The following is a 23,636-nucleotide window of genomic DNA, read 5'->3' as shown; positions in this document are numbered from 1 at the left end:
ACGTGGCGGGAGCGCGGGTGGCGGGCATCCTCGCCACGCTCGTGGCCGCGGGCCCGTCGGCGTCCTGGCCCGACCGCCTGGTCGAGGACTGCCGGCGCTCGACCGCGGTGAGCGGCGTGGGCCTGGCCCTGGTGGACGCCACCGGGATGAACGGCGTCGTCGCGGCGACGCCCGGCGTCGGCCGCGAGCTGGAGGACCTGCAGTTCTCCCTCGGCGAGGGCCCGTGCACGGAGGCGGCCCGCTCGCGCCGCCCGGTGCTGTGCCCAGACCTCGTCGACGACGGCGGTGCCCGCTGGCCGGCCTTCGCGCGCGGCGCCGGGCGGGCCGGGGTGTCCGCCGCGTTCACCTTCCCGCTGCAGGTGGGGGCCGTCTCGCTCGGCGTCCTCGACCTCTACCGGGCCGAGACCGGACCGCTGCAGGACGCGCACCTCACCGAGGCGGTCGCCTACGCCGACGCGGCCGTCGCGGTGCTGCTGCACCTGCAGGGCCGCGACGACGCGACCGGCGGTGCCGGCCTGCCCGACCTCGCCGAGCGGCGCGCGGTCGTGCACCAGGCGGCCGGCATGGTCGCCGTACAGCTCGACGTGGACGTCGCCGACGCGCTGCGGGCGCTGCGGGCCCAGGCGTGGGCCGACGACCGCGATGTCGCCGACGTCGCCGGCGACGTGGTGGCACGCCGGCTCCGATTCCACGACAGTGAGACCGGGACGCAGGTCCGTGACACGGGCCCCGGCCCAGGAGGGGAGCCCGAGTGACCGCCCGAGAGGAACTCATCGCCGACGCGTTCGTGCAGCTGGCCGACACGCTCGTCGCGGAGTTCGACGTCCTCGACTTCCTGCACGTCCTCGTCGAGCGCGCCGTCGAGCTCCTCGACGCCGACGCCGGCGGGATCATGCTGGCCGACCAGCGCGGCGGGCTGGAGGTCATGGCCGCCTCCAGCCACGAGGTCCGCCTGCTGGAGCTGTTCGAGCTGCAGAACGAGGAGGGCCCCTGCCTGGACGCCTTCCGCACGGGTGTGGCGGTGAGCCGGCCCGACCCCGAGGCGATGCGATCGGCCTGGCCGGCGTTCACCGCGCGCATCGAGGCCGCCGGTTTCGCCTCCGCGGAGGCCGTGCCGATGCGCCTGCGCGACGAGGTGATCGGCGCGCTCAACGTCTTCCGGGTGGCGCCGGGCGCACTCGGCGCCGCCGACGCCAAGCTCGCGCGGGCGCTCGCCGACATCGGCACGATCGGCCTGCTCCAGGAGCGCAGCATGCGCGCCCGCGACCGGCTGGCCGAGCAGCTGCAGGGCGCGCTCAACAGCCGGGTGCTGATCGAGCAGGCCAAGGGCGTCCTCGCCGAGCGCAGCGGCCTGGAGGTCGGGCAGGCGTTCACCGCCCTGCGGGACCACGCCCGGCGCCACGGGATGCCGCTCGCCGCGGTCGCCGACGCCGTCGTGCACGGGCGGCTGCGCCTCGGTCGCTGACGCCCCGGCGGGAGGAGTCCCGCGGGGTTACCGTGGCGGTGCTGCCCCGGACCCGGCGCGGTTCTCCCGTCCCGTCCGACGAAGGCGCCTGAGTGACCTCCACCTCGATCGACCCGTCGCTCCCCGTCACCGGCGGGGCAGCGGTCCGCCGTCCCCGGACGGCGCGGCAGACGACCAGCTACGCGGAGCTGTCCCGTCGGGTGCAGGACGCCGGCCTGCTCCGGCGCCGGTACGCCTGGTACTGGACGCACATGCTGCTCACGGCCGGCGCCTTCGCCGGTGTGTGGGTGGCCTTCGGCCTGCTCGGGGACACCTGGTTGCAGCTGCTGGTCGCGGCGGCCCTCGCCGCCGTCACGGCGCAGTTCGGCTTCCTCGGCCACGACGCCGCGCACCGGCAGGTCTTCGCCTCGGCGCGGTGGAACGACTGGGCCGCGCGGATCATGGCCGGCGCCTTCGCCGGGCTCAGCGCCGGCTGGTGGGCGCACAAGCACAACAGGCACCACGGCGCGCCCAACCAGGAGGGCCGCGACCCCGACATCGCGCCCGGCGTGGTCGCGTTCACCCCGGCCGTCGTCGCCGCGCGGAGCGGGTTCGGGGCCTGGTTCGCGGCCCGGCAGGGCTGGGCGTTCTTCCCCCTGCTGCTGCTGGAGGGCCTGAGTCTCCACGTCGCCAGCCTCCAGGTGCTGAAGGCCCGGCGGGATCTGCGGTTCCGGCGGGTCGAGCTCACGATCGTGGTCGGCCGGCTGGCCGGCTACGTCGCGGTCCTGCTGCTGGTGCTCCCGCCCGGCAAGGCGGCCGCGTTCCTCGCGCTGCAGCTCGGCCTCTTCGGCGTGCTGCTCGGCGGCTCGTTCGCGCCCAACCACAAGGGGATGCCGATCGTGCCGGCGGACGCCCGCGTGGACTTCCTCCGCCGGCAGGTGCTCGTCTCCCGCAACATCGACGGCGGCCCGCTGACCGACCTGGCGATGGGCGGGCTGAACTACCAGATCGAGCACCACCTCTTCCCGAGCATGCCGCGGCCCAACCTGCGGCGCGCCCAGCCGATCGTGCGGGCGTTCTGCCGGGAGGTCGGCGTCGGCTACACCCAGACCAGCCTGGTCGCCTCGTACCGCATCGTCGTCCGGTACCTCAACCGGGTCGGGCTGGGGGAGCGGGACCCCTTCACCTGCCCGCTGGTGGCGAACGCGCGCAACTGACCTCCGGGTTTGCGCCGTAGTGGCGCCGGTCACATCCCCTCGGGCAGCGTCCTGCGACGGAGGAGGATGGCGATGACCACCAAGGTGGAGAAGTCGATCCAGGTCGACGTACCGGTCCGCACGGCCTACGACCAGTGGACCCAGTTCGAGGACTTCCCGCACTTCATGGGCGGGGTGAAGGAGGTCCGGCAGCTCGACGACCGGCGCCTGCACTGGGTCGCCGAGATCGCGGGCGTCCGGCGCGAGTGGGAGGCCGCCGTCCTCGAGCAGGAACCCGACCGCAAGGTCGCCTGGGCGGCCACCGGCGGGGCCACCAACGCCGGCGCGGTCCGCTTCGAGCCCGCCGGCGCCGGCTCGACGATCGTGTACCTGGAGCTGGAGTACGAGCCCGAGGGCGTCGTGGAGCAGGTCGGCGACAAGCTCGGCATCGTCGACCGGCAGGTCCGGTCCGACCTCGAGCGGTTCAAGGCGCTCGTCGAGAGCCAGGGGTACGCCACCGGCGCCTGGCGCGGCTCGGTCAACGAGGGGCTCGACGTCGGCACGCCCACGGCCGACACCGCCTACCGCTCGCGCGGCGACAGCGGCAAGGCCGGCGTGTCCGGCACGGCCGTGGCGGCCGGCGTCGCCGCGGTGGCCGGGGCGGCGGTGGCCGGGGTCGCGGCGGCGACGTCGGGCTCGTCGGGCGGCACGCGGCAGGAGACGGAGACGACCGGCCTGCGGCCCGGTACGGAGACCGCCGAGGGCGTCGTCCAGCCGCAGGAGGTGACCGTCGTCGAGCAGCCGCCGCCGGACGCGATCGTGCGCGACGACGTGCTGGTCGAGGAGTCCGACCCTGAGGGCTACACCGCCGGGTCCTCCACCGAGGGCGTCGAGCGCGGCGTCCGCCGGGACGGCGACGACCCGATGGTCGGCGGCGGCAGCCAGCGGTAGCCGGTCGGTCAGATCCCCTCGACCGTCCCGGGGGCGCCGTCCCCCAGGAACGCGGCGAGGTCGGCGGCCTCGGCCCCGACCTCGCCGCGCTCGGCGAGGGAGAGCGGTCGCAGCGGCTGCACGCTCACCGCGACCCCGCCGTCCTCGCGCTCCCGGGCGGTCCAGGTGGCGGCCACCGTGCCGTCGACCAGCACCAGCCGGGCGCCGGTGACGCTCAGCCCGCGGTGCTCGTCGGCGACGATCCGCGACCGGTCGTCGTAGCCGAGGACGGCGTTGTCGAAGGCGGGCAGGAAGCGCACCGGCGCGGGCTCGCCGGGGTCGGGGAGCGGGGCGTCGGGGACGTCGAGCAGCTCGCGGCCGCGCTCGTCGCGGAAGGAGCGCAGCCCCGGCCGGAGGCGCGCGACCGCCGCCGGAAGGCCGCTGAGCCCGCTCCACGCCCGCAGGTCGGCGGTCGCGGCCGGCCCGTACACGCGCAGGTAGCGCAGCACCAGGTCGTCGAGGACGTCGTCGTGGGGCCCCTCCGCGAGGTCGCGACCCAGCCAGGCGCGCACCGTGGTGTTCCGGGCCGGCGCCTGCCGCCGCCACAGCCCGCGCGGCGTCGTCTGCACCAGCGGCAGGAGGCTGGACAGGACGTCGCCGAGGTCGCGCGCGGCGGTCCCGGGCCAGCGGCCGGCCAGCGCGCGGCCGACGTCGGGCAGCGTCCGCGGCTCCGCGGCGAACAGTGGTTCCGCCGCGGCGGCGAGCTCGGCGAGGTCCACCCCGGGCAGCCGCCGACCGAGCGTGCCGGTGGCCCGGGCGACCAGCATCGCCTGGTGCACCGGCCGCAGCCGCAGGCAGTCCTCGGCGGTGACCAGGTGCAGCGTCCGGCGCATGAGCTGCGTGCGGACCACGCGCCGGGACTCCAGCAGGCCGTCGAGCTCCGCGGGCCGGAAGCCGGTCAGCCGTGACCACAGCCCGACGTGCGGCTCCTGCGGCTCCTGCGCCTGCAGTCCGGCCAGGTGCCCGACGGCGGCGAGGGCGTCGAGGTCCGCGCGCCGCAGCAGCAGCTGCCGGGCGAGCGTGGCGCGGTTGAGCGCGCGCCGGCCGAGCACCTCGGCTCCCCGGCGCGCGCCCACCCCCGCTGTCTACCCCGGGGGTGTGACGGTCCTCAGGCCGCCAGCGGGTGGTGGTGGCAGCGGCCGCCGCCGGTGGCCCGGGCGCCGCACGGCGTCCCGGCCTTCGTCACACCGCCGCTGTCACCACAGCGGGCCGGCCTGGCGGGCTGCGCGGGCACCTGCTCGGCGGGCAGGGCCGGGAGGGGGAAGGGGAGGACGACGGCGTCGCGCTCCACGGTGGCCGGGAGCTGCTGGGGAGCGGGCTCGGTGACGGTCTCGACGGAGGGGACCGGACGGCCGGCGCGGCGGTGCAGCGCGGACGCGGCGGTCAGGCCGGCGGTGAAGGCGGCAGTGGCGATGGCGGCGGCGGTGGCGACGTGGCTGGCGCGCATGATCACCTCATCGGCCGGCCGGGACCGCGGCGCGACGCCGTCGTCACGCCCGTCCCAGCCGTCACGACAGGTGCGCCTGCTTCGGCGCCAGCCCGCGCTCGGCCTCGGCGGCCACCTGCGCGCGCGTCATCCCCGACGCCGCCACCACGACCGCCCCGACCAGCCCCTCCACCAGCGGCGCCGCCGACAGCGTCACCCGCTCGCGGACGTCGTCGTCGAGGAACTCCAGCGCCGTCTCCGCCGACAGGACCGCGCTGCCGAGGTCCATGAGCACGACGACGCCGTCGCCGGAGTCGGCCTGCCCGATGGCGTCGGCCACCGCGGCGGCGTCGGTGCCCAGCCCGCCGTCCTCGGTCCCCGCGGCGACGGCGACGGCGAGCTCGCGGCCGGGCAGCATCTGCCGGGCCAGCTCCACCGCGGCGTCGGCCAGGGCCCGGCTGTGCGAGACGACGACGATCCCGACGGTCACGGCCGCCCCAGGGTGGCCGCGGCCGCCTCGACCAGCAGCGTCACCGACGTCGCGCCGGGGTCCATGTGCCCGGCGCTGCGCTCGCCGAGGTAGCTGGCGCGGCCCTTGCGGGCGACCATCGGCACGGTCGCGTCGCGGCCCTGCACGGCGGCCTCCGCGGCCGCGGCGAGCGCGTCGGCCAACGGCTTCCCGGCACCCACCGCGGCGTCGAGCGCGTCGCAGGCGGGGCCGAGCGCGTCGACCATCGTCTTGTCACCGGGCTCGGCCTTGCCGCGCGCGACCACGCCCTCGAGCCCGGCCCGCACCGCGCGGGCCACGGCGGCGTCGTCGAGGTCGCCGTCCCCCGCGGCGCCGGCCATCCGCAGGAAGAAGGTGCCGTAGAGCGGGCCGCTGGCACCCCCGACCTTGCTCACCAGGGTGGCGCCGGTCTTCTTCAGCAGGCCGGCGGGGTCGGCGGGCGGGGCGTCGTCGAGCACCGCCACGACGGCGGCCATCCCGCGGTCCATGTTCGAGCCGTGGTCGGCGTCGCCGATGGCGGCGTCGAGCGCGGTCAGCTCGTCGCGGCGCTCGTGCACCACCTCGGCGAAGCGGCGGAGCCAGGCGGTGAGGTCGTCGGTGCCGACCGCCACGCTCACGCCCCCCACCGCAGGCCCGGGGTGACGACGGGCGCGTCCCACAGGCGCAGCAGCTCGTCGTCGGCCTGCAGGAGGGTGACCGAGCAGCCGGCCATCTCCAGGCTGGTCATGTACGGGCCGACCAGGGACCGCGCGATGCGGATGCCCGAGCGCTCCAGGATCGCGGCCACCTCGGCGTAGACGACGTAGAGCTCGATCAGCGGGGTGCCGCCCATGCCGTTGACGAAGCAGATGACGCCGTCGGTGAACATGCGGTCGGACAGGATCGGCTCGATGAGCATCTCGGCCACCTCACGGGCCGGAGCCACCTTCACCCGCCGGCGGCCGGGCTCGCCGTGGATGCCGATGCCGATCTCCATCTCGTCGTCGGCGAGCTCGAAGGTCGGCGTCCCGGCGGCCGGCACCGTGCAGGAGGTCAGCGCCATGCCCATGCTGCGGCCGGCGTCGTCGACCCGCTTGGCCAGGTCGGCCACCTCGGCGAGCGGGCGGCCCTCCTCGGCGGCCGCGCCGACGATCTTCTCCAGTAGCACCGTGGTGCCCACGCCGCGGCGGCCGGCGGTGTAGAGGCTGTCGGTGACCGCGACGTCGTCGTCGACGACGACGGTGGCCACCTCGATCCCGCTCTCGGCGGCGACCAGCTCGGCGGCCATCTCGAAGTTCATGATGTCGCCGGTGTAGTTCTTCACGATGTGCAGCACGCCGGCGCCACCGTCGACGCCCGCGGTCGCGGCCTGCATCTGGTCGGGCACCGGGGAGGTGAACACCTCGCCGGCACAGGCGGCGTCGAGCATCCCGCGGCCGACGAACCCGCCGTGCATGGGCTCGTGCCCCGAGCCGCCGCCGGAGACGATGCCGACCTTGCCGCGGACCGGCGCGTCGCCACGGAACACCACCCGGTTCTCGTGGTCGACCCGGAGCTCCGGGTGCGCCAGGGCCATCCCGCGCAGGGCGTCGGAGACGACGTCGGCGGGGTCGTTGATGAGCTTCTTCATCGGATGCACCTGACCTCGGGGGGACGAGCGGGACCGTCCCGGAGGCTAGGGGTGTGTGATCGGCAGCACAACGAGTCCGGACCGCCGCCGGCTCCCGGTGCGGCTCGGAGCCGCACCGGGAGCTCGTGCGGTCAGCCCCGGCCGGTGAGGCGCGCGGCGGCCTGCTGGATCTGCCCGTAGTCGCCGTAGCGGGTGCCGACGACGTAGCCGGCGCCCGCGCCGAGGCCCAGCGAGGTGAGCCGGGCGGCCCGCTTACCGGTCTTCCTGATGCGGTGACCGGCCTCGGCGACCTCCTCGGGCACCGACTCGATGGCGCCGCCGACCCTCATGGCCGCGCGCAGGCCGGTCGAGCCGAGCTCGGCGCCGGCCTCGGCCGCCTTCGACAGCGCGGCGGCGGCCAGCTCGCTCCCGGCCTCGACGACCTGCCGGGTGATCTCGGCGCCGGTGGTCGCGCCGGTCTGCAGCGCGTGCCCGGTGGTCGCCAGCAGCGGCCCGGCCGCGGACGCGCCCGAGCGGGTGGCCTCGCCGAGCCGGTGCGCGACGTCGGCCACCGTGGGACCCGCCGCGGACGCGCCGCTCATCGCCGCCTGGCGCACCGACTGGGCGGTCCTCGCCACCGTCGGCGCCGCCACGGACGCGCCGGTCAGGGCCGCCTCGCGCACCGACTGCGCGGCGTGGGCCACCGCCGGTGCGGCCGCGGCCACCAGGTGCTCCACCCGTGCGCGACCGGTCGCCGGGACGGCCTGCGCCCGCTTCGCGGCCCGCCGTCCCGTGCGGCGCGCGCCGCGCGAGACCTTCGTGGCCTTGCGCCCCGTCCGGCGGGCGCTGCGGGACACCTTCACGGCCGGCCGCTGCCGCCGACGCCGCAGCGAGAACACCACGCCGCCGAGCGCCAGCACCGCCGCGACGGCACCGGCGATCCCGGCGGTCGAGCGCCCGCCGGTCTGCTCGGCGCGGCCGAAGTCACGGTCGCCCGGCTGCGCCACCGGCGGCGGGGGCGGGAGCTCCTCGACCTCCTGGGTGTCGCCCGCCGGCGCACTGACCGGCGCGGGCGTGGCGACCGGAGGCGGCGCGGTCGCGCCGTCGGTGGCGGCCACCGCCGTCGTCGGGGGCACGTCGGCGTCGGGCGCCGGGAGCAGGCTGTCGGAGGTCTCGGTGGTGGTCTCGATGCCGTAGTGGCGGTAGAGCGCCGACTCCTGGTCGGTGGTCAGCTCGCGGCTCTCGCCGTAGCGCGGGGCGCCGTCGACCAGGCCGCGGTCGACGACCACCTGCACCCGGTCGCCGGCCTCGGTGGCGTCGAACAGCGGGACGACGACGGTCGTGCCGGCCATGTCGGCGTAGAGCCACTCCGGAGCGCCGGTGTCCTCGTCGGCGAGCAGGTGGGTGACCGTGCCGATCTCCGCCCCGTGCCGGTCGACCACCGTCTTGCCCACCCAGTCCCGTACCGAGTCCCGATCGGGCAGTGCCATGGTCGTCTCCCCACACCTCCGGGACCGGACCCGGATGGCCCGGCCGCTGCCGTCCTCGCGCCCTACCCAAGCCGGTCGCGCCGAACCGAGGAAGTCCCAGGTCGAGGACGAGCGTGTGCGCCGACGCCGTGTCCGGGGTGCCGGGACGCAGCGTCAGCGCACACGCTCAGGCCGGGCGGCGGGCGGTGACGACGGCGCTCACGAGCAGCAGCTTCGCCAGCCAGTCGCCGGCGTGGATCGCCGCCTGCTGCCAGGGGACCTTCTCGTGCACCACCGACCCGGTGAGGAGCACGGCGGGGAACGCGGCCCAGAGCCCGGCCCCGAGAGCCAGCGCCCCGCGCGGGCCACGGGCCGGCAGCCGGTCGGCCAGGACGGACACCGCGGTGGCGACGACGCCGCTGCGCAGCAGTTCCACCGGGGCGATGACGGCCGGCGACGGGGACGGCCCGGCGTAGGCGTCGTCGAGTCGCGCCAGCCGGTCGCCGAACGCGGCGTACCAGGCGGAGCTGGCCACGAACGCCGCGCCGGCCGCCGCGCCCACCCGGAGCGAGGACACGGCGCTCACGACGCCGTCCCTCCGGTGATCCGCTCGAGCAGGTGCACCTCGACCTCGTCGCCTGCCTGCTTGCCGATCGAGCGGCGGATCCCCGCGGCCACCGGCAGCTTGTGTGTCCCGTCGCCCATCGCCATGAACGAGCTGCGGAACGGCGCGCCGTCGACGGTGCCGGCCACCTTCACCAGGCCACGGGTGCCGAAGACGCGCACCGACTCCGGCCAGACCAGGTAGGTCCACCCGCCAGGTGCCGGGCTCTTCTGCAGGGTCGCTCGGAACCGCTCGTCCACGTCTGCCTCCTCGCACCGGTGTGTGCAGGGGAGACCCGTCGCGTCGACGGAACTCGTCGATGCCGGCCACGGTGATGTGCACCTGCGGCGCGGCGCTCCACGCGAAACGCGCCGCCGGTGCACATGACGGTCCGTCGGGGGACGCGTCAGCCGCTGCGGGTGCTCAGCAGCGAGATCTCCGCGACGTTGGTGGTGGCCGGCAGCGTCAGGGTGAACACCACCGTCTGCCGGCGGCCACGAGCGACCGCGCCGTCGCGGCGCCGATGCCGCTGCTGGCGCCGGTGACGACGGCGACCCTGCCGTCGAGCGCGTTCCGGGCCGGCCGGGAGGGAGGTGCGGACACGGTTGCCCTCTCGAGGGTCAGCGGGGGACGGCAGCGATCATGCCGTCCCGGGTCCGTCCCAGTCGATCCGCGCGGCCAGCTCCCGCAGCCGGGCACCGAGCACCGGGTCGACCGAGCCGGCCCACGCCACCCGGCCGAGGACGGAGTCGCGGAAGGTCGCCGGGTCGCGGTCGCGGACCTGGGAGCGCCAGCCGTGCACCGCGCAGTTGTGCAGCAGGGCGCGGAGGGCGTCCCGCTCGGGGCGGGGGAGCGTGGGCCGCACGTTGACGACGGCGCCGAGCACCTGCTGCCGGCGGCCGCTGCCCGCGGCGCGGGTCTTGGCGGGGTTGACCCGCAGGCCCTCGTCGGCGGCGATGGCGGCGACCCGCACGGCGAACCGGTCCCGGCGCAGGACGGCGCCGCCGCTGAAGGTCAGGTCGTCGACGTAGCGGGTGTAGACGGCGCCCGCCGACGCCGCGAGCCCGGCCAGCCGGCGGTCCAGCCGCGCGCACACCAGGTTGGCCAGCGCCGGGGAGGTCGGCGCCCCGACCGGCAGGTGCGGCGCGGCGAGCCGGCGACCCAGCCGGGCGTGCCGGTCGGGGTCGGGACCGACCGGCACGCGGCGCCACACGGCGGCGGGCACGACCGTCGTCGCCAGCCCGGTGACCGCGTGCGCCACCGGCTCGGTCAGCCCGGCGACGCCCTGCAGCACGCCCCAGACCCGACCGGCCGGCACGCTGGCGAAGAAGGACTCGAGGTCCATGGACACGACGACGTCGGCCCCGGCGTGCGGCGCCGCGGCGGTGCGCACCGACCGCCCGGGCACGCAGCCGTGCGCGGCGGGGTGCACCGGCAGGGGCGCGAGCAGGTGCCGCAGCACCCGCCGCTGCGCCTCGCGCAGCCGGGGCTTGGGCGCGGCCACCAGGCGCGCGCCGCCGGGGCGCTCGAGGACCCGCCAGCGGTAGTGCCGCAGCGCCTCGTCCGGTGTGGTGCGCTCCAGGCCGCGGACGTCGGCGAACCACGCCAGCTCGCCCTGGTCGACGTCGAGCAGCCGGGCCAGGGCCGCGAGGTCGGGCACCTCGGTCAGTCCGGACCGCCGCCGGACCACGCGGGTGGGCACCGGCTCTCGGCGGCGCACCCGCGGCGGGACGTCGGCGGCCCGGCCGCGCGCCCAGCCGGTCGTCGTCGCCAGAAAGGCGGCCAGCTCGCGCGGCCGGTCGGCCGGGGCCTCGCGGTAGGTGTCGAGCACCTCGCCGACCAGCGTGCCGACCCAGCGCGGCGCCCGCGCGTACCCGAGGGCGACGGCGACCCGGCGCACCGCCTCCCGCCGCCGCCACGGACCGGCCAGCAACGCGGTGGCGACGCCGGACGCGGTCACCGCCGTACGACGGGACGCCGTCACCGGGGTGCGCGGCGGGACGGGCAGCCACTCCCCGTGGGAGCCGCCGCTGCGTGCGCGGAGCGCGCCGTCCGGCGGGTGGTGCCGATGGTGGCGATGACCTGCTGCCCCGGGGTTGCCCCGGGAGACCGGTCGCTGCCGGTCGTCCTGCCCGCCCCGCCGCGCACGCTGCGCACCGTAGCGGCGGACGGGGACGTCAGGTGGCGGGGTCGGGCGGGGCGTACTGGCTGACGGTGAGCTCCGCCCCCTGGGGGTCGCGCAGCAGGGCGGTGCGGGTCCAGGTGTCCTCGGCCGACCGCAGCACCGTGGCGCCGAGCCGCTCGGCGGTGGCTGCGCTGTCGTCGCGGTCGGCCACGGTGACGACGACGTGCCAGTGCGCCGGCTCGTCGGCGGTGACCACGAGCCCGCCGATCACGTCGGCGAACCCGGGCGGCGCGAACGCCTGCCGCTCGTGGATGTCCGGGTCGACGGTGGCCGCCAGGTGGTCGCCGTAGCCGGGGACCTGGATCATCACGCCGGCGTCCTGGGCCATGTCGGCGTCGCGCCAGCCGAACAGCGGGCGGTAGAACGCCATCGCGGCCGCCCGGTCGGGCGTGTGCAGGTCGGAGAAGTTCCAGGTGCCGGGCGTGTTGGTGAGCTGCGCGCCCGGGCGCCGGCGGGCCTGCCAGAGCCGGAACCGCGCCCCCTGCGGGTCGGTGCACGCCGCCGTCCGGCCGCCGGGACCGGCGTCCTCGGGGCCGCTGGTCACCGTGCCGCCCAGCCCGGGGACCTGCGCGGCGGTCGCGTCGGCGTCGTCGACGGCGACGTAGGTGTTCCAGGTCGCGGGCCCCTCGCCCGGCCCGATCGCGGCGACGTCCTGGCCGTGCAGCGTCGCGATCAGGTACGTGCCCGGGGCGCCGGGCGGTACGACGTCGGTGAACGTCCAGCCGAACAGGCCGGCGTAGAAGTCGGCCGCGGCGGCCGGGTCGGGCTGCTCGGTGTCGATCCAGCAGGTCACGCCGTGCGGGTACGTCCGGATCACGACGGCTCCTCTCCTCCCGGGGTCGGGTGCGGGGAGCGTAGGGCCGGCCGGGGACGGTTCCGGCGTCAGCGCGCGGCCATCGCCGCCCGGACCTCGCGCAGGCTCGGGTCGGTCAGGTACCGCCCACCGACCACGACGGTGGGGGAGACCTCCCAGCCCTCCGGGTGGTGCGCCCGGACCGCGGCGGCGCCCTCGGGGTCGTCGGCGAAGCGCACCGCCCGGTGGGGCAGGCGCGCGAGCGCCATCTTCGCGCGGAGCTTCGCGGCGTAGGGGCAGCCGGGCTTCACGTAGACGGTGACGGCCTGGTCGGTCATGGAGGACTCCGATCCCGCGACTCCGGTGGTCCCCGTGACGGTCACCGTCCCAGGAGGGCGGCGCTGGGGGCAACGCACCTGGCGGGCGATGAGTCCTCCGTCCTCGCGTGGTCTCCCCACCGTGACCCCTCAGGACATCGACGCCTCGTTCACCGCGCCCATCGAGAAGGACGGCGCCTTCGCCACCTACCTGACCGTGCCGGGCTCCGCCGAGCTGTTCGGCACCCGGCGGGCGGTGAAGGTGGCCGGCACCGTCGACGGCCACGCGTTCACCGCCACCTGCATGCCCTCGGGTGAGGGGCCGCACTGGCTCCCGCTGCGGAAGGCGATCTGCACTGCGATCGGCAAGGACGCGGCCGGGCAGCAGGTCGCCGTCCACCTGCGGCAGCGCCTGTCCTGACGCGCGGGCAGGCGCCGGGCACGGCAGGCTGGGCCGGTGAGCTGGCTGGTCACCGGGGGTGCCGGGTACGTCGGGGCGCACGTCGTCCACGCGATGGTCGCGGCAGGGGAGGACGTCGTGGTCCTCGACGACCTCTCCACCGGCGACGCCGACCGGCTCGCCGGCCTGCCGCAGGTGCCGCTGGAGGTCGGCTCGGTGCGCGACCGCGGAATGGTGCGGCGGGTGCTCCGGGAGAACGGCGTCACCGGCGTCGTGCACCTGGCCGGGAAGAAGCAGGTGGCCGAGTCGGTGGCCGACCCGCTGCTCTACTGGGCGGAGAACGTCGAGGGGCTGGTCGCCCTGCTCGAGGGCTGCCGCGCCAAGGGCGTCACCCGCTTCGTCTTCTCCTCGAGCGCCTCGGTCTACGGCATGCCCGACGCCGACCGGGTGGACGAGGACACGCCCTGCGTCCCGCTGTCGCCCTACGGCCGCACCAAGCTGGCCGGTGAGGACCTGCTGCGCGACTGCGCCGCCTGGGGCCTGGCCGCCACGAGCCTGCGCTACTTCAACGTGGCCGGCGCCGCGGCACCCGAGCTCGGCGACCGGGGCGCGGCCAACCTCGTGCCGCTGGTGTTCGAGGCGCTCGACGCCGGGCGCCCGCCGGTGCTCTTCGGCGACGACCACCCCACCGCCGACGGCAGCCCCGTGCGCGACTTCGTGCACGTCTCCGACGTCGCCGACGCCCACGCGGCCGCCGCCCGCGCGCTGGCCGCCGGCCGGCCCGGGGGCACGTACAACGTCGGCCGCGGCGAGGGCAGCAGTGTGCGGGAGGTGCTGCGCGTCGTCGCGGAGGTCACCGGCGGGGACACGACGCCGGAGGTGGCCGGCCGCCGTCCCGGGGACCCGGCGCGCGTGGTCGCCGCCGTCGACCGGATCGCCCGCGACCTCGGCTTCCGCGCCACCCGCGACCTGCGGGAGATGATCGCCAGCGCCTGGACCGCCTGGCGGGCGCTGCAGCCGCTCTGACCTCCCGCGCCGACTCGTGCTCTGCCCCGCATGTGTGGGCAGAGCACGAAGGACAGCCCGGAGGTCGTCCCGTGGGCGCCCGTGCTCTGCCCCCAACTGTGGGCAGAGCACGAGCGAGCTCAGGACAGCTCTCGGGCGGCCACCTCTCGGGCCGCTACCTCCCGGGCCCGCGGGTCGGCGAGCAGCACCTCCGGCAGGCCGGCCAGCGCCGCGCGCATCGGCTCGGGCCCGCCGAACTGGAAGCCGAGCTGGGTGGCGTAGCAGGCGCACGCGTCGGCCCGCCGGGCGGCGTCCTGCGGCAGCTCGACCGGCGTCAGCCCGCCGGGCAGGTCGGGACCCGGCACGGCGTCGGGCTCGCGCAGCACGTAGGGGGAGTCCCGCCACCACAGGGCCGGCCGGTCGAGCGCGGTCACCGCGCGCAGCACCTGCAGGTGGTCGACGTGCGCGCCGAGCGCCTGCGGCGCCAGCCACAGGTCGCCCGGGACGTCGGCCAGCGCGGCGCACACCGGCCGCCACACGTCGTCGCCGTCGTGTACGCCCGCGAAGAGGTCCGGGGCGCTCGTGTAGCCGCGGTGCGGCGCCTCGGGCAGGTCCAGGTGCCGGGATACGGCGCCGAGGACGGCCATCGCGGCGGCGTCCTCGGCGCGGCGCAGGGCCATGTAGTCGACGTCGGCGGTCAGACCCTTGTCCAGCTGGCAGGCCAGCGCGAAGCCGGCCGGGTCGGGCACGCTGCGGGTGAAGCAGGTGACCACGGTGACCTCGTGCCCGGCGTCGGCGAGCGCGGCGAGCGTGCCGCCGACGGAGAACGCGGCGTCGTCGAGGTGCGGGCTGACCGCGACCACCCTCACAGCAGGTGGGCCGCGGCCCGGAACCGGCAGGAGAGGTCGACCGTCGGCGGCATCGTCCAGTCGGCGGAGGGCGTCGAGCCCGCCACGGACCGGTAGACGTCGTCGATCGAGCGGGCCAGCACCGGCCAGGAGTACAGCCGGCGGACCTCCTCCAGCGCCGTCGTGGCCAGCCGGGTGCGCAGGTCGCCGTCGGCCAGCAGTCGGTCCAGCGCCGCCCGGAGTCCGGCGACGTCGCCCGGGGTGTGCAGCAGCCCGTTCTCGCCGTCGCGCAGGCAGTCGACGACGCCCACGCTGTCGGTGCTCACCGTGGGCAGCCCGCTGGCCATCGCCTCGAGCAGCGTGTTGCTGAACCCCTCGCTGTAGGTGGGGCTGACGAAGACGTCGGCCGAGCGGTAGACCGCCGGCGCCTCGTCGGGCGGGACGTAGCCGAGGAAGGTCGTCCGGTCGTCGGCCCGCGCGCGGGCCTCGTCGAGGTCGGGGCCGATCCCGGAGACCACGAGCCGCACGCCGTCGGGGAGCGCCTCGAGCAGGTCGAGGACGCCCTTGCGGCGGTCGACGCGACCGTGGAACAGCAGCACCGGCGGGTCCTGCAGCGAGCCGATCGGCCGCTCGGCGGGGCTGAACCGCCGGGTGTCGGTCGCGCCCGGGACGATCGTGAACCGCGCCGGGTCCGAGCCGAGGTTGCCCACCACCTCGTCGCGGAAGCTGGCGCTGCCGATGAGCACGGCCGACGAGGAGTCGACGACGGTGCGCATCGCGTGCGCGTGGGTCGCGCAGCAGGTGCCCACCCAGTGCCCGTCGCCGCCCTGGATGCTCACCACGGCCGGCAGCCCGGTCTCCCGCGCGGCGGCCAGCACCGCCAGGCCCGGCGGGTAGCCGTACTGGGCGTGCAGCACGTCGAAGGGGCGCTCGGCGTGCAGGTCCAGCACCGTGCGCACGATCCCGTCGATGTCGCCCTCCCAGTCGGCGGGGACGACGGTCTCCCCGCGGCTGGGCAGCGCGTGCACGTCCACGCCGGCCGGCACGCGGTCGGGCGGGGGAGGGCCGCCGCCGTAGACGCGGGTCCCGGCCTCGTCGTCGCGGTACTGGCTGACCAGCACCACCTCGTGGCCGAGGGCGACCAGCTCGCGCAGCAGGTTCTCGGCGTAGACGCTCATGCCGCTCACCGCCGGCCAGTAGCGCCGGCTGACGAAGCAGATCCTCACGCCGACACCCCCTGCGACTCGGCCTTCCTCAGCGTCTCGGTGGAGCGCGGCACCATCTCGTGCGCGCGGTGCCCGTCACGGGAGAGCTCCAGCGTGACCAGCCGGTCGTAGGAGACGTCCCGCAGCGCCCGCAGCACCGCGGGCAGGTCGACGTCGCCCTCGTCCAGCGGCAGGTGGTCGTGCACGCCGCGGCGCATCCCCTCGACGGCGACCGTGCCCAGGTGCGGCGCGAAGCGGGTCACCGCCTCCTCCGGCTCGTACGCCCCGGCCACGACGCAGTGACCGGTGTCGAGCGCCAGCGCGATGCCCGGCGCCTCGGCGGCCAGCCGCGCCCAGCCGTCGCAGTCCTCGACCAGCATCCCGGGCTCCGGCTCGACGGCGAGGGCGTAGGAGCGCCCGCCGTGGCTGTCGACCAGCGCGCGGACGCCGTCGGCGAACCAGCCCCACGCGGCGTCCCGGTCCACGCCCGGCTTGGGCACGCCCGCCCAGAAGCTCACCGCCTCCGCGCCGAGGACCTCGGCGAGGTCGCAGGCCAGCCGCAGGTAGGCCAGCCGCCGCTCCCGGCCCTCGGCCGAGGCGGTGACGAACGTCGGCTCGTGCTTGGCCCGCGGGTCGAGCAGGAACCGGGCGCCGGTCTCCACCACCACGCCGAGGCCCAGCTCGTCGCACCGCGCCCGCACCGACTCCGCCTGGGCGAACGCGTCGGGTGCGAACGGGTCGAGGTGGACGACGTCGAGGGTGAGCGCCACCCCGGCGTAGCCGCAGTCGGCGAGGAAGGCCAGCGCGTCCGACAGCCGGTGGGAGGTCAGCCCGTTGGTGTTGTAGGCGTAGCGCAGCGCCGTCACTAGTCGAGGACCTCCGCCACCACGTGCCGGCCCGGCTCCCGGTACAGCGCGTAGAGCGCGCCCACCCGCCGTTGGGCGCCGGCGCGGTCGAACCAGGCCGGCCCGCCCAGGCGCTCCTCGGCGTCGGCGGTCAGGTGCACCCGCGCCCAGCCGCCGGGGTCGGCGCCCACCACCGCGAGCCCCTCGTCGTGCTCGAGCAGTCGGCGCACGCCGCGCTCGCCGATCCGGCCGTAGCTCATCGTCTCCACCTCGAGGCCGGTCACGAGCACCTTGGCGGCCACCGCGTCGCCGGCCGAGGGCTGCAGCTCCACGAGCACGTCGTGCCCGGCGGCCTGGACCGCGCCGGTGACGTGCGCGTGCAGGTCGTCACCCGCCCACGACGGCAGGTCGGCCAGCGCCACGGTGGACCGGCGGGACAGCACGGTGTCCTGCAGCAGGTCCACCAGCGCGGCGGTGCCCATCCGCGTCCACTCGAGCATCGCCTGCAGCGCGCGGTCCTCCTCGACCAGCCGCTCCGGCGGGTGCCCGCCGCGCCAGTGCTCCAGGTAGCCCGGCGGCGTCGCCGGCAGGACGACGTCGAAGGGCCCGTGCATGAACGCCTTCCGCGCGCGGGCCGAGGCGAACTCGTGCAGCGCCTTGCGGACGGCGGTGTCGCGGTCGGGGTGCGCCGCCTCGCCGCACGCCGTGGCCATCACCGGCACCGGCTCCGAGCCGTCCCGGGAGCAGCCGACGGCGTAGACGTCGACGACGCCGAACTCCGTGGTGGCGAGCTTGACCATGACGTCGATGCCCGCGGCGTCGAGCCGGCCGAGCAGCGCGAGCGCGTCGGGGTCGGTGAGCCCGTCGAGGTCGACGACGACGCCGCGGTCCATCGCGCGGAACGCCGTCGCGTTGCCGTCGCGCTGCAGCACCTCGAGCAGCGCGTGGGTGACGGCGCGGTCGGCGTCGAAAGCCGCGCCCTGGCCGTTGGTGATGACCGTGGTGAGCCAGCCCCCGGGCGGCGGGTCGCCGGGCAGGTCGTCGGGCGCGCTCGCCACGAGCTCGGCCGGGACCAGCACCCGCTCGCCGTCGCGCAGCCGGGTCATCGGCAGCCACTGCAGCGGCCGGTCGTCGTCGTAGGGGCTGCCCGCCTCCAGGCACAGCTCGCGCGGGTCGGCGACGCGGTCGCGGCCGTGCCGGCGGGTCATCTCCGCGTAGGACCCCTCCTCGCGGACGACCCCCCGGTGCGCGCGCAACGACAGCGCCATCTCGGCCATCTCGCCCATCGCGCCGGTGCGGGCCTCCTCGCGGGTGGCGCCGTAGCCGAGCCCGCTGCCGCCGGGGTGCAGCTCCGAGGGCGGCAGGACGGCGGAGTGCAGCGGCACCTCGAGGACGTCGATGCCCTCGATCGCGAAGTCCTCGACCGGCGTCGGGAACGAGTCGCGGTAGCGCTGCGACGGCGTGACCTCGACCGCCGTCACAGCTCGTCCAGCGCGACGGGAGCGGCGTCCGGCGGGCCCGACAGCAGCCGCTGAACCAGGTGGACGACGTGGTCGGTGGTGACGCCGGGGACCATCTCGAACGGCGTCGCGACGACCTCGAAGTCCAGCTCCGCGACGACGGCGAGCATCTCGCGCAGCTCGCCGTGCGACAGCGGGATCTGGGCGTGGAAGGCCTTGTGCGCGCTCAGCGCCACCGGCTCGCCGTCGGGGGAGAGGTCGACCTTGAGCGAGTCGCCGCAGAAGAGGATCCCGCGGCGGGAGTCGTGCAGCACCGAGTGCCCGGCGAAGTGTCCGCCGGTGCGGTGCAGGGTGAGGTCGGGCGCGAGGGCGAGGACGTCGTCGGCCGGCCAGGTGACGCGGAAGGCCTTCGTCCAGGTCAGGTCGTGCACGTTGACGCAGACCACCCGTGGCTCGAGTTCCTGCTGCAGTTGCCACAGCGCGCCGTAGCCGTGCACGTGGCTGGACGCCAGCACGGGGAAGCCGCCGTGGGCGTCGGCCATCCGGCGCAGCTCGGCGAGCATGTCGGCGGTGTACCAGGGCGCGCACTCGAAGCCGACCAGGCCGATGTCGCTCTCGATCACCCACCCGCGGCTGTCGAGGCCGAAGCGCGGCTCGGTGCCGAACTCGGTGACGCCGTCGACCGGGGCGGGCCGCCAGAAGCCGGTGACCAGCTCGTCGGCCTGCTTGTCGGTGACGAACTCGAAGCCGTGCTCGGGCAGCGCGTTGCGGACGTCGGCGCAGACCGGGCAGACCTGCGGCCCCGGCGCGGGCCAGCGCTGCCAGTGCCCGCAGTTGGTGCAGGCGTAGGCGGGTAGGTCGGGCAGCAGACCGCGGTAGGGGTTGGTGTCGACCTGGCTGGTGCCGGACCGCGCGCCGGGGTCGGCGGCGGGGTCGGTGGCCCGGTCGATGGCCCCGGGTACGTCGGGCGAGCTCACGGGGATCCTCCGGAGAGAGCGGTGAGGAGCAGGCGGTGCAGGGCGAGGTCGCGGGCGGGGTCGTACGGCCACCGCGCGCGGCCCGCGACCGCGTCGGTGAAGGCGGCGAACTGCGCCTCGAACGGCGGCGTGGCGGCGAACGGCACGTCCACCGGGTCGGGGCGGTACAGCGTCAGCGAGCCTCCCGCCGTCTGGCCCATCGTGTCGACGGCGACGGCCATGCCGCGGGTCCCGACCACCTCGAGGCGGCGGCGGGGGAGCTCGTCGGGGGTGTTGAACGCGACGTGCAGGCTCACCAGCACGCCGCCCTCGGTGCGCCCGGTGAGCAGCGCGCCGTCGTCGACGCCGTAGTCGTGCACCCGCGTCTGCAGCAGCGCCGACAGCGAGCTGACGTCCTCGCCGAGCAGCGCGCCCGTCAGGTCCAGGCCGTGCGGCGCGAGGTCGATCGCGGCGCCACCGCCGGCGCGGGCGGGGTCGACCCGCCAGTTGTCGTGCGGGCGGCCGTCGGGCGTCCAGTCCCCGGGCAGCCAGCAGCAGTAGACGATCCGCACCGCGGTGACCGTGCCGAGCTCGGGCACCAGCTCGCGCAGCCGCACGTGGGCGGGGTGCCAGCGCTGGTCGTAGGCGGTGCCGAGCAGCACGCCGGCCCGCGCGCAGGCGTCCACCAGGGCCTGCGCGTCGCCGGCGTCGGCGGCCAGCGGCTTCTCGCACAGCACCGCCGTGCCGGCCGCGGCGGCCGCCTCCACCAGTGGCCGGTGCCCGGCGTTGGGCACCGCCACGTAGACGGCGTCCAGGCCCGGGGTGGCGAGGAACCCCGCCAGGTCTGTCGAGCGGGCGGCGCCCTCGACCGGCATGCGCTCCATCGCGGCGGGGTCGAGGTCGTGCAGCGCGACCACCCGGGCGCCGTCGACGGAGAGCAGCGCGGGCAGCGCGTGGTCGCGGGCCACCCAGCCGCAGCCGGCGATGCCCCAGCCGACGGTCACCAGGCCTCCGGGAGGTCGACGAGCAGCCGGCGGCGGGCGGCGTCGGCGGGCAGCGGGTCCGGCCAGCGCTGCGGCAGGTACGCCGACCGCGGGCCGTACTCGGCGGCGTAGCGCGCGTTCGGCCAGGTCAGCACGCCGTCGCGGTAGAGCGGGTTGGGCGACAGCGGTGGCAGCGGCTCGCCGAGATCGGCCGGCGCGGGCCCCCGCGGGTCGCCGGCCACCAGGGCGACCGCCTCGCTGGCGTGCAGGTCGGCGGGTGCGGCCGGCCGCGGCGGGCGGCCCTCGAGCAGCGCGCGGGTGAGTTCCTCGTCGTCGTAGAGCAGGCCGGTGCCGAGCACCTCGGCGTAGCCCTCCGGCGTCAGCGGCTCGCCGTGCGGGTCGGCCACGTGCGCGTGCCCGACGACGACCGTGCCGCCGTCCCCGGCCAGCGCGCGCATCGCCGCGGCGGCGGCCGGCTTGTCGCGCAGGAAGTAGAAGGCGTCGTGGCACATGACGTAGGCCGGCCGGCCGACGGCGAGGTCCGGGGCCGCGGTGAGGTCGGCGCACACGTAGCGGGCCTCCGGGCAGACGAACCGCCGCGCCAGCCAGAGCTTGGCCCAGACGACGTCGACCCCCAGCAGGTCACGCACGCCGCGGCGGGACAGCTCGCGCAGGTGCGCGCCGGTGCCGCAGGCGACGTCGACCACCGGGCGGTCCCCCGGCCAGTGCGCCTGCAGCAGCGCGAGGCCGGCCAGGTGCGTGGGGTCCGACCAGCGGTGCGCGAAGTAGTCGGCCACCCGGCCCATGCCGAGCAGGTCCATCGCCTCGCGCAGCGTGCGCGCGGCCGGCACGCGGGCCAGCTGCTCCGGCGGGGGCGGCGGCTCGGTCCACCAGTCGTCGGCGTCGGCGAGCAGCAGCACGCGGGCGCGGTCGGTCTCGCCGGCGGCGAGCAGCCCGGCCACCTCCGCGCGCAGGTCGTCGCGGCCGACCCGCGCGAACGGGATCCCGTCGACGACAGGTGCGTGCACCGCCGTCGTCACGGTCTCACCGGTTCGCTCCCGCGGCCCGCTCCGCTCCTCGCTCGTTCCTCGCTGCGATGCTCACGCGCCTGTCCGCTCACAAGCCGGCCGCCGCCAGGACGTCCAGGTGGTAGGCCTGCACCGGCCCGGCGTGCACGAGCTCGAGGTCGTCGAGCGCCTGCGCCGAGGTGAACGCCGCGGCCCGGGCGTGGTGGTGCACCTGCAGCACCCGGTCGAGGACGTCGGCGGCGTGGAACGCCCGCGCCTCGGGGACGTCGGCCCCCGGCCGCAGCGCCAGCACCTCGCGGACGCGGGCGGCCAGCGGGCCGGGCAGCGCCGCGAGCTCGCGCTCCTCCAGCGTGGCCATCACCCGCTCCAGCGCGTCGCCGAGCAGCACCTCGCCGGCGAACCCGGCGTCGGGCAGGACGACGTTGTGCAGGTGGTGGGCCACGCCGAGCAGGAACGGCGCGACCGGGTCGGCGCCGACCACCGGCGCCACCAGCACGCCGTAGACCGCGACGGTGAGGCAGTGGTCGCCGTGGCTCTCCGGCGGCTCGACCACGATCCGCGGCCTGCCCGGCGCGGTCGCGCCCGCCCGCGGCTGGGCGTTGAGCGTGCCGGCGAGCGCCGGTGCCGCAGCGGGGGAGCGCAGCGGAGCGAGTGTCGCCCGCAGCCGTGCCCGCAGCTCCGCGTCCAGCGGCCCGGCGACCTCGTCGAACCCGCGGCGCAGCACGTCGAGCGCCTCGGCGTCCGACAGCCCGGCCGTGGTGAGCACGCCGGCGTCGATCCCGGCCAGCCGGGCGCGGGCGACGGCGGCCGCGGTCTCGGAGTACGCCACGTCGGCGACGTCCTCGCCGGCGACCAGCCGCGCCCATGAGCGCGCGAAGGCCTGCTCGGCCAGCGACCCCGGCATGCCGGCCACCCGCACACGCTTGGCGTCGCCGATCTCGGCGAGCAGCGCGCGGAGCTGGGCGAAGGGGTGCAGCGTCCCGACGGGGGAGGGGGCGAGCCCGGTCACCGCGAGGTGGCGCCGGCGGCCAGCCAGTCGAGCAGCGTCGTCTCCTGGCGGTGGAACGCGTGCTCGGGGACGCCGCCGTCGGCGGTCATCGGCGCCTTGAAGAACCAGCCGAGGTGACGCTGCACGCCACCCTCGCCGCGCTGCTGGGCGAGGTCGGTCAGGCGGGCGAGCTCGACGGCCAGCGGCGCGGCCAGGATCGAGTCGCGGCACTGGAAGTCGACCTTGATCTGCATGCGCTGGCCGAGGAAGCCGACCAGGTCGATGGCGTCCCAGGCCTCCTTCTGGTCACCGCGGGGCCGGTAGTAGTCGATCCGGACGACGTGGTCCTCGACCGGGTAGCCGAGGATCGAGTCCAGGACGCTGCCCTTGGTCTGCAGCTTGCTGTTGAGCGAGTCGGGGTCGTCGAGGGCCAGGCCGTCGCGGTTGCCCAGGATGTTGGTCGAGTACCAGCCCTCGACGGTCAGCGCGCGGGCGCGGAAGGCCGGTGCGAGCACCGTCTTCATCATCGTCTGGCCGGTCTTGCCGTCCTTGCCGGCGACCGGGACGCCGCGCTGCTCGGCGAGGGCCACCAGCGCCGGGACGTCGGCGGCCAGCGACGGCGTGAAGTTCACGTAGCCGACGCCCTCGGCGATCGCCGCGTAGGCGTAGACCATCGCGGGGGTGATCGCCCGGTCGTCGGCGTCGAGCGCGGCCTCGAAGGCCTCGATGGTCTGCAGGGCCGGCGCGGCGGGGTCGGGCCAGCGCTCGGTGGAGGCGAGGTTCACCAGCACCAGGCCGTCGAGGGACTCCTCCTCGCGGAAGCGGCGCAGGTCGGCGCGGACGGCGTCGACCTGCGCGCGGCGCGTCTCGGCCAGCACGACGTTGCCGCCGGTGACGTTGCGGCAGAAGTCCGCGTCGCCGGCCGCCGGCCAGGGGGTGAGCGCCGACAGCGCCGGGCCGGCCTGTTCGAGCTGGTGGGAGTCGAGGACCGCGTGCTGCTCGGCGGCCTTGCGCAGGTCGGAGCCGTCGAGGTCCCAGCCGCGCACGACGAGGGACTCGTAGCCGACGAGGCCCGTCGTCTCCTCGACCGGGCCGCCGGCCACCTCCAGCCCGGCCAGCGGCAGCCCGTCGGTGCCGGCCGCCCCCACCCGCAGGAGCTCCAGGCCCGCGACCGCGGTCGTCGCGACCGCGCCTCCCAGGCCGACCACTGCGACACCGACGCGACGGGACTCCTGCACCACAACGACCTCCGCGGACCTGGGGGGCTGTTCCCCCCTCCACCGCGATCGAGCCTGGCACAGCGGTTGTGCACCCGCTGGGTGAGAACCAGATTCTGAGAACCAACCCGGTCGCGCACCGCTTGTCTCTGGACGGGGCGGTGAGGATGGAGGCCCGACC

General features: G+C 76.5%; 26 protein-coding genes. 6 read left to right on the top strand and 20 right to left on the bottom strand.

All coding sequences use genetic code 11. The features are described 5' to 3' along the window. The first annotated feature begins 2 nt into the window (after nucleotides 1-2). The 4 genes from FN207_RS06805 to FN207_RS06790 all read left to right on the top strand — a co-directional run bounded on the left by FN207_RS06805 (nucleotide 3) and on the right by FN207_RS06790 (nucleotide 3,591). Nucleotides 3-755, top strand: a complete 753-nt coding sequence (locus tag FN207_RS06805; protein WP_185938222.1) for a GAF and ANTAR domain-containing protein — start codon at nucleotides 3-5, stop codon at nucleotides 753-755. Next, nucleotides 752-1,465: a GAF and ANTAR domain-containing protein gene (locus FN207_RS06800; RefSeq protein WP_142457562.1), complete on the top strand. Its 714-nt coding sequence runs from the start codon at nucleotides 752-754 to the stop codon at nucleotides 1,463-1,465. The genes FN207_RS06805 and FN207_RS06800 overlap by 4 nt, the downstream gene beginning before the upstream one ends. Nucleotides 1,466-1,557: 92 nt before the next feature. Further along, complete coding sequence (locus FN207_RS06795; RefSeq protein WP_246065832.1) at nucleotides 1,558-2,661, top strand: fatty acid desaturase family protein; 1,104 nt, start codon at nucleotides 1,558-1,560, stop codon at nucleotides 2,659-2,661. Nucleotides 2,662-2,733: 72 nt separating this feature from the next. Further along, nucleotides 2,734-3,591 (top strand): SRPBCC family protein, encoded by an 858-nt coding sequence (locus FN207_RS06790; RefSeq protein ID WP_142457561.1) that lies wholly within the window; start codon nucleotides 2,734-2,736, stop codon nucleotides 3,589-3,591. Nucleotides 3,592-3,599: 8 nt separating this feature from the next. On the opposite strand, the gene FN207_RS06785 is transcribed toward FN207_RS06790, so the two are convergent. From FN207_RS06785 to FN207_RS06735, 11 genes are all read right to left on the bottom strand, one after another. Next, nucleotides 3,600-4,706: a winged helix DNA-binding domain-containing protein gene (locus tag FN207_RS06785; protein ID WP_221888077.1), complete on the bottom strand. Its 1,107-nt coding sequence runs from the start codon at nucleotides 4,704-4,706 to the stop codon at nucleotides 3,600-3,602. Nucleotides 4,707-4,738: 32 nt separating this feature from the next. Continuing rightward, complete coding sequence (locus FN207_RS06780) at nucleotides 4,739-5,077, bottom strand: hypothetical protein (RefSeq protein WP_142457560.1); 339 nt, start codon at nucleotides 5,075-5,077, stop codon at nucleotides 4,739-4,741. Nucleotides 5,078-5,138: 61 nt separating this feature from the next. Further along, complete coding sequence (gene dhaM / locus FN207_RS06775) at nucleotides 5,139-5,546, bottom strand: dihydroxyacetone kinase phosphoryl donor subunit DhaM (RefSeq protein ID WP_142457559.1); 408 nt, start codon at nucleotides 5,544-5,546, stop codon at nucleotides 5,139-5,141. Further along, entirely contained in the window at nucleotides 5,543-6,181 is a 639-nt protein-coding gene (dhaL, locus tag FN207_RS06770) for a dihydroxyacetone kinase subunit DhaL (RefSeq protein ID WP_246065831.1), read from the bottom strand. The genes dhaM and dhaL overlap by 4 nt, the downstream gene beginning before the upstream one ends. Next, a complete protein-coding gene (gene dhaK / locus FN207_RS06765; protein WP_142457558.1) occupies nucleotides 6,178-7,173 on the bottom strand; it encodes a dihydroxyacetone kinase subunit DhaK in 996 nt (331 codons plus the stop codon). The genes dhaL and dhaK overlap by 4 nt, the downstream gene beginning before the upstream one ends. A 131-nt stretch (nucleotides 7,174-7,304) precedes the next feature. Then, nucleotides 7,305-8,642, bottom strand: coding sequence for a PRC-barrel domain-containing protein (locus tag FN207_RS06760; RefSeq protein ID WP_142457557.1), 1,338 nt, complete (start codon nucleotides 8,640-8,642; stop codon nucleotides 7,305-7,307). A gap of 166 nt (nucleotides 8,643-8,808) precedes the next feature. Then, nucleotides 8,809-9,207 carry a DUF1761 domain-containing protein gene (locus FN207_RS06755; RefSeq protein ID WP_142457556.1) on the bottom strand — a complete coding sequence of 133 codons (399 nt, stop codon included), beginning with the start codon at nucleotides 9,205-9,207 and terminating at the stop codon, nucleotides 8,809-8,811. After that, the gene (locus FN207_RS06750) at nucleotides 9,204-9,485 is read right to left on the bottom strand and encodes a DUF1905 domain-containing protein (RefSeq protein WP_142457555.1); all 282 of its coding nucleotides are present in this window, start codon (nucleotides 9,483-9,485) and stop codon (nucleotides 9,204-9,206) included. Before FN207_RS06750 ends, FN207_RS06755 begins: the two co-directional genes overlap by 4 nt. A 380-nt stretch (nucleotides 9,486-9,865) precedes the next feature. Beyond that, nucleotides 9,866-11,185: a reverse transcriptase family protein gene (locus FN207_RS06745; RefSeq protein ID WP_142457554.1), complete on the bottom strand. Its 1,320-nt coding sequence runs from the start codon at nucleotides 11,183-11,185 to the stop codon at nucleotides 9,866-9,868. A gap of 217 nt (nucleotides 11,186-11,402) precedes the next feature. After that, on the bottom strand, nucleotides 11,403-12,227 hold the full coding sequence (locus tag FN207_RS06740) for a VOC family protein (protein WP_142457553.1): 825 nt from the start codon (nucleotides 12,225-12,227) through the stop codon (nucleotides 11,403-11,405). Between the two features lie 65 nt (nucleotides 12,228-12,292). Next, entirely contained in the window at nucleotides 12,293-12,541 is a 249-nt protein-coding gene (locus FN207_RS06735; protein WP_142457552.1) for a glutaredoxin family protein, read from the bottom strand. A 121-nt stretch (nucleotides 12,542-12,662) separates the two neighbouring features. Here FN207_RS06735 and FN207_RS06730 point away from each other — a divergent pair, with 121 nt between their 5' ends. Both FN207_RS06730 and galE read left to right on the top strand, forming a co-directional pair. Then, complete coding sequence (locus tag FN207_RS06730) at nucleotides 12,663-12,941, top strand: DUF1905 domain-containing protein (RefSeq protein ID WP_246065830.1); 279 nt, start codon at nucleotides 12,663-12,665, stop codon at nucleotides 12,939-12,941. Between the two features lie 36 nt (nucleotides 12,942-12,977). After that, nucleotides 12,978-13,946 carry a UDP-glucose 4-epimerase GalE gene (gene galE / locus FN207_RS06725; protein ID WP_142457550.1) on the top strand — a complete coding sequence of 323 codons (969 nt, stop codon included), beginning with the start codon at nucleotides 12,978-12,980 and terminating at the stop codon, nucleotides 13,944-13,946. A 119-nt stretch (nucleotides 13,947-14,065) separates the two neighbouring features. On the opposite strand, the gene FN207_RS06720 is transcribed toward galE, so the two are convergent. The 9 genes from FN207_RS06720 to FN207_RS06680 form a co-directional block, all read right to left on the bottom strand. Then, nucleotides 14,066-14,788 carry a PIG-L deacetylase family protein gene (locus FN207_RS06720; RefSeq protein WP_246065829.1) on the bottom strand — a complete coding sequence of 241 codons (723 nt, stop codon included), beginning with the start codon at nucleotides 14,786-14,788 and terminating at the stop codon, nucleotides 14,066-14,068. Between the two features lie 2 nt (nucleotides 14,789-14,790). Then, nucleotides 14,791-15,999, bottom strand: a complete 1,209-nt coding sequence (locus FN207_RS06715) for a glycosyltransferase family 4 protein (RefSeq protein ID WP_142457548.1) — start codon at nucleotides 15,997-15,999, stop codon at nucleotides 14,791-14,793. Next, nucleotides 15,996-16,844: a sugar phosphate isomerase/epimerase family protein gene (locus tag FN207_RS06710; protein ID WP_246065828.1), complete on the bottom strand. Its 849-nt coding sequence runs from the start codon at nucleotides 16,842-16,844 to the stop codon at nucleotides 15,996-15,998. Before FN207_RS06710 ends, FN207_RS06715 begins: the two co-directional genes overlap by 4 nt. Then, nucleotides 16,844-18,304 (bottom strand): YcaO-like family protein, encoded by a 1,461-nt coding sequence (locus tag FN207_RS06705; protein WP_142457547.1) that lies wholly within the window; start codon nucleotides 18,302-18,304, stop codon nucleotides 16,844-16,846. Before FN207_RS06705 ends, FN207_RS06710 begins: the two co-directional genes overlap by 1 nt. Beyond that, nucleotides 18,301-19,260: an MBL fold metallo-hydrolase gene (locus FN207_RS06700; protein ID WP_246065827.1), complete on the bottom strand. Its 960-nt coding sequence runs from the start codon at nucleotides 19,258-19,260 to the stop codon at nucleotides 18,301-18,303. The genes FN207_RS06705 and FN207_RS06700 overlap by 4 nt, the downstream gene beginning before the upstream one ends. Next, nucleotides 19,257-20,243: a Gfo/Idh/MocA family protein gene (locus FN207_RS06695; protein ID WP_246065825.1), complete on the bottom strand. Its 987-nt coding sequence runs from the start codon at nucleotides 20,241-20,243 to the stop codon at nucleotides 19,257-19,259. Before FN207_RS06695 ends, FN207_RS06700 begins: the two co-directional genes overlap by 4 nt. Beyond that, nucleotides 20,240-21,262, bottom strand: coding sequence for a class I SAM-dependent methyltransferase (locus FN207_RS06690; protein WP_142457546.1), 1,023 nt, complete (start codon nucleotides 21,260-21,262; stop codon nucleotides 20,240-20,242). Before FN207_RS06690 ends, FN207_RS06695 begins: the two co-directional genes overlap by 4 nt. A gap of 76 nt (nucleotides 21,263-21,338) precedes the next feature. Then, nucleotides 21,339-22,259, bottom strand: coding sequence for a hypothetical protein (locus FN207_RS06685; RefSeq protein WP_246065823.1), 921 nt, complete (start codon nucleotides 22,257-22,259; stop codon nucleotides 21,339-21,341). Next, nucleotides 22,256-23,446: an inositol-3-phosphate synthase gene (locus tag FN207_RS06680; RefSeq protein ID WP_246065821.1), complete on the bottom strand. Its 1,191-nt coding sequence runs from the start codon at nucleotides 23,444-23,446 to the stop codon at nucleotides 22,256-22,258. The genes FN207_RS06685 and FN207_RS06680 overlap by 4 nt, the downstream gene beginning before the upstream one ends. Nucleotides 23,447-23,636 lie beyond the last annotated feature (190 nt).

Source organism: Geodermatophilus aquaeductus (genome assembly GCF_900182545.1).
Classification (GTDB): domain Bacteria; phylum Actinomycetota; class Actinomycetes; order Mycobacteriales; family Geodermatophilaceae; genus Geodermatophilus; species Geodermatophilus aquaeductus.
The sequence above is the reverse complement of the archived record's forward strand: the minus strand, read 5'-3'. Positions and strand labels throughout refer to the sequence as shown.

What these genes read in the sequence shown, in the direction of transcription:
- FN207_RS06790 (WP_142457561.1), top strand. Translation starts at nt 2,734, where the DNA reads ATGACCACCAAGGTGGAGAAGTCGATCCAGGTCGACGTACCGGTCCGC.
- FN207_RS06780 (WP_142457560.1), bottom strand. Translation starts at nt 5,077, where the DNA reads ATGCGCGCCAGCCACGTCGCCACCGCCGCCGCCATCGCCACTGCCGCC.
- dhaK (WP_142457558.1), bottom strand. Translation starts at nt 7,173, where the DNA reads ATGAAGAAGCTCATCAACGACCCCGCCGACGTCGTCTCCGACGCCCTG.
- FN207_RS06760 (WP_142457557.1), bottom strand. Translation starts at nt 8,642, where the DNA reads ATGGCACTGCCCGATCGGGACTCGGTACGGGACTGGGTGGGCAAGACG.
- FN207_RS06735 (WP_142457552.1), bottom strand. Translation starts at nt 12,541, where the DNA reads ATGACCGACCAGGCCGTCACCGTCTACGTGAAGCCCGGCTGCCCCTAC.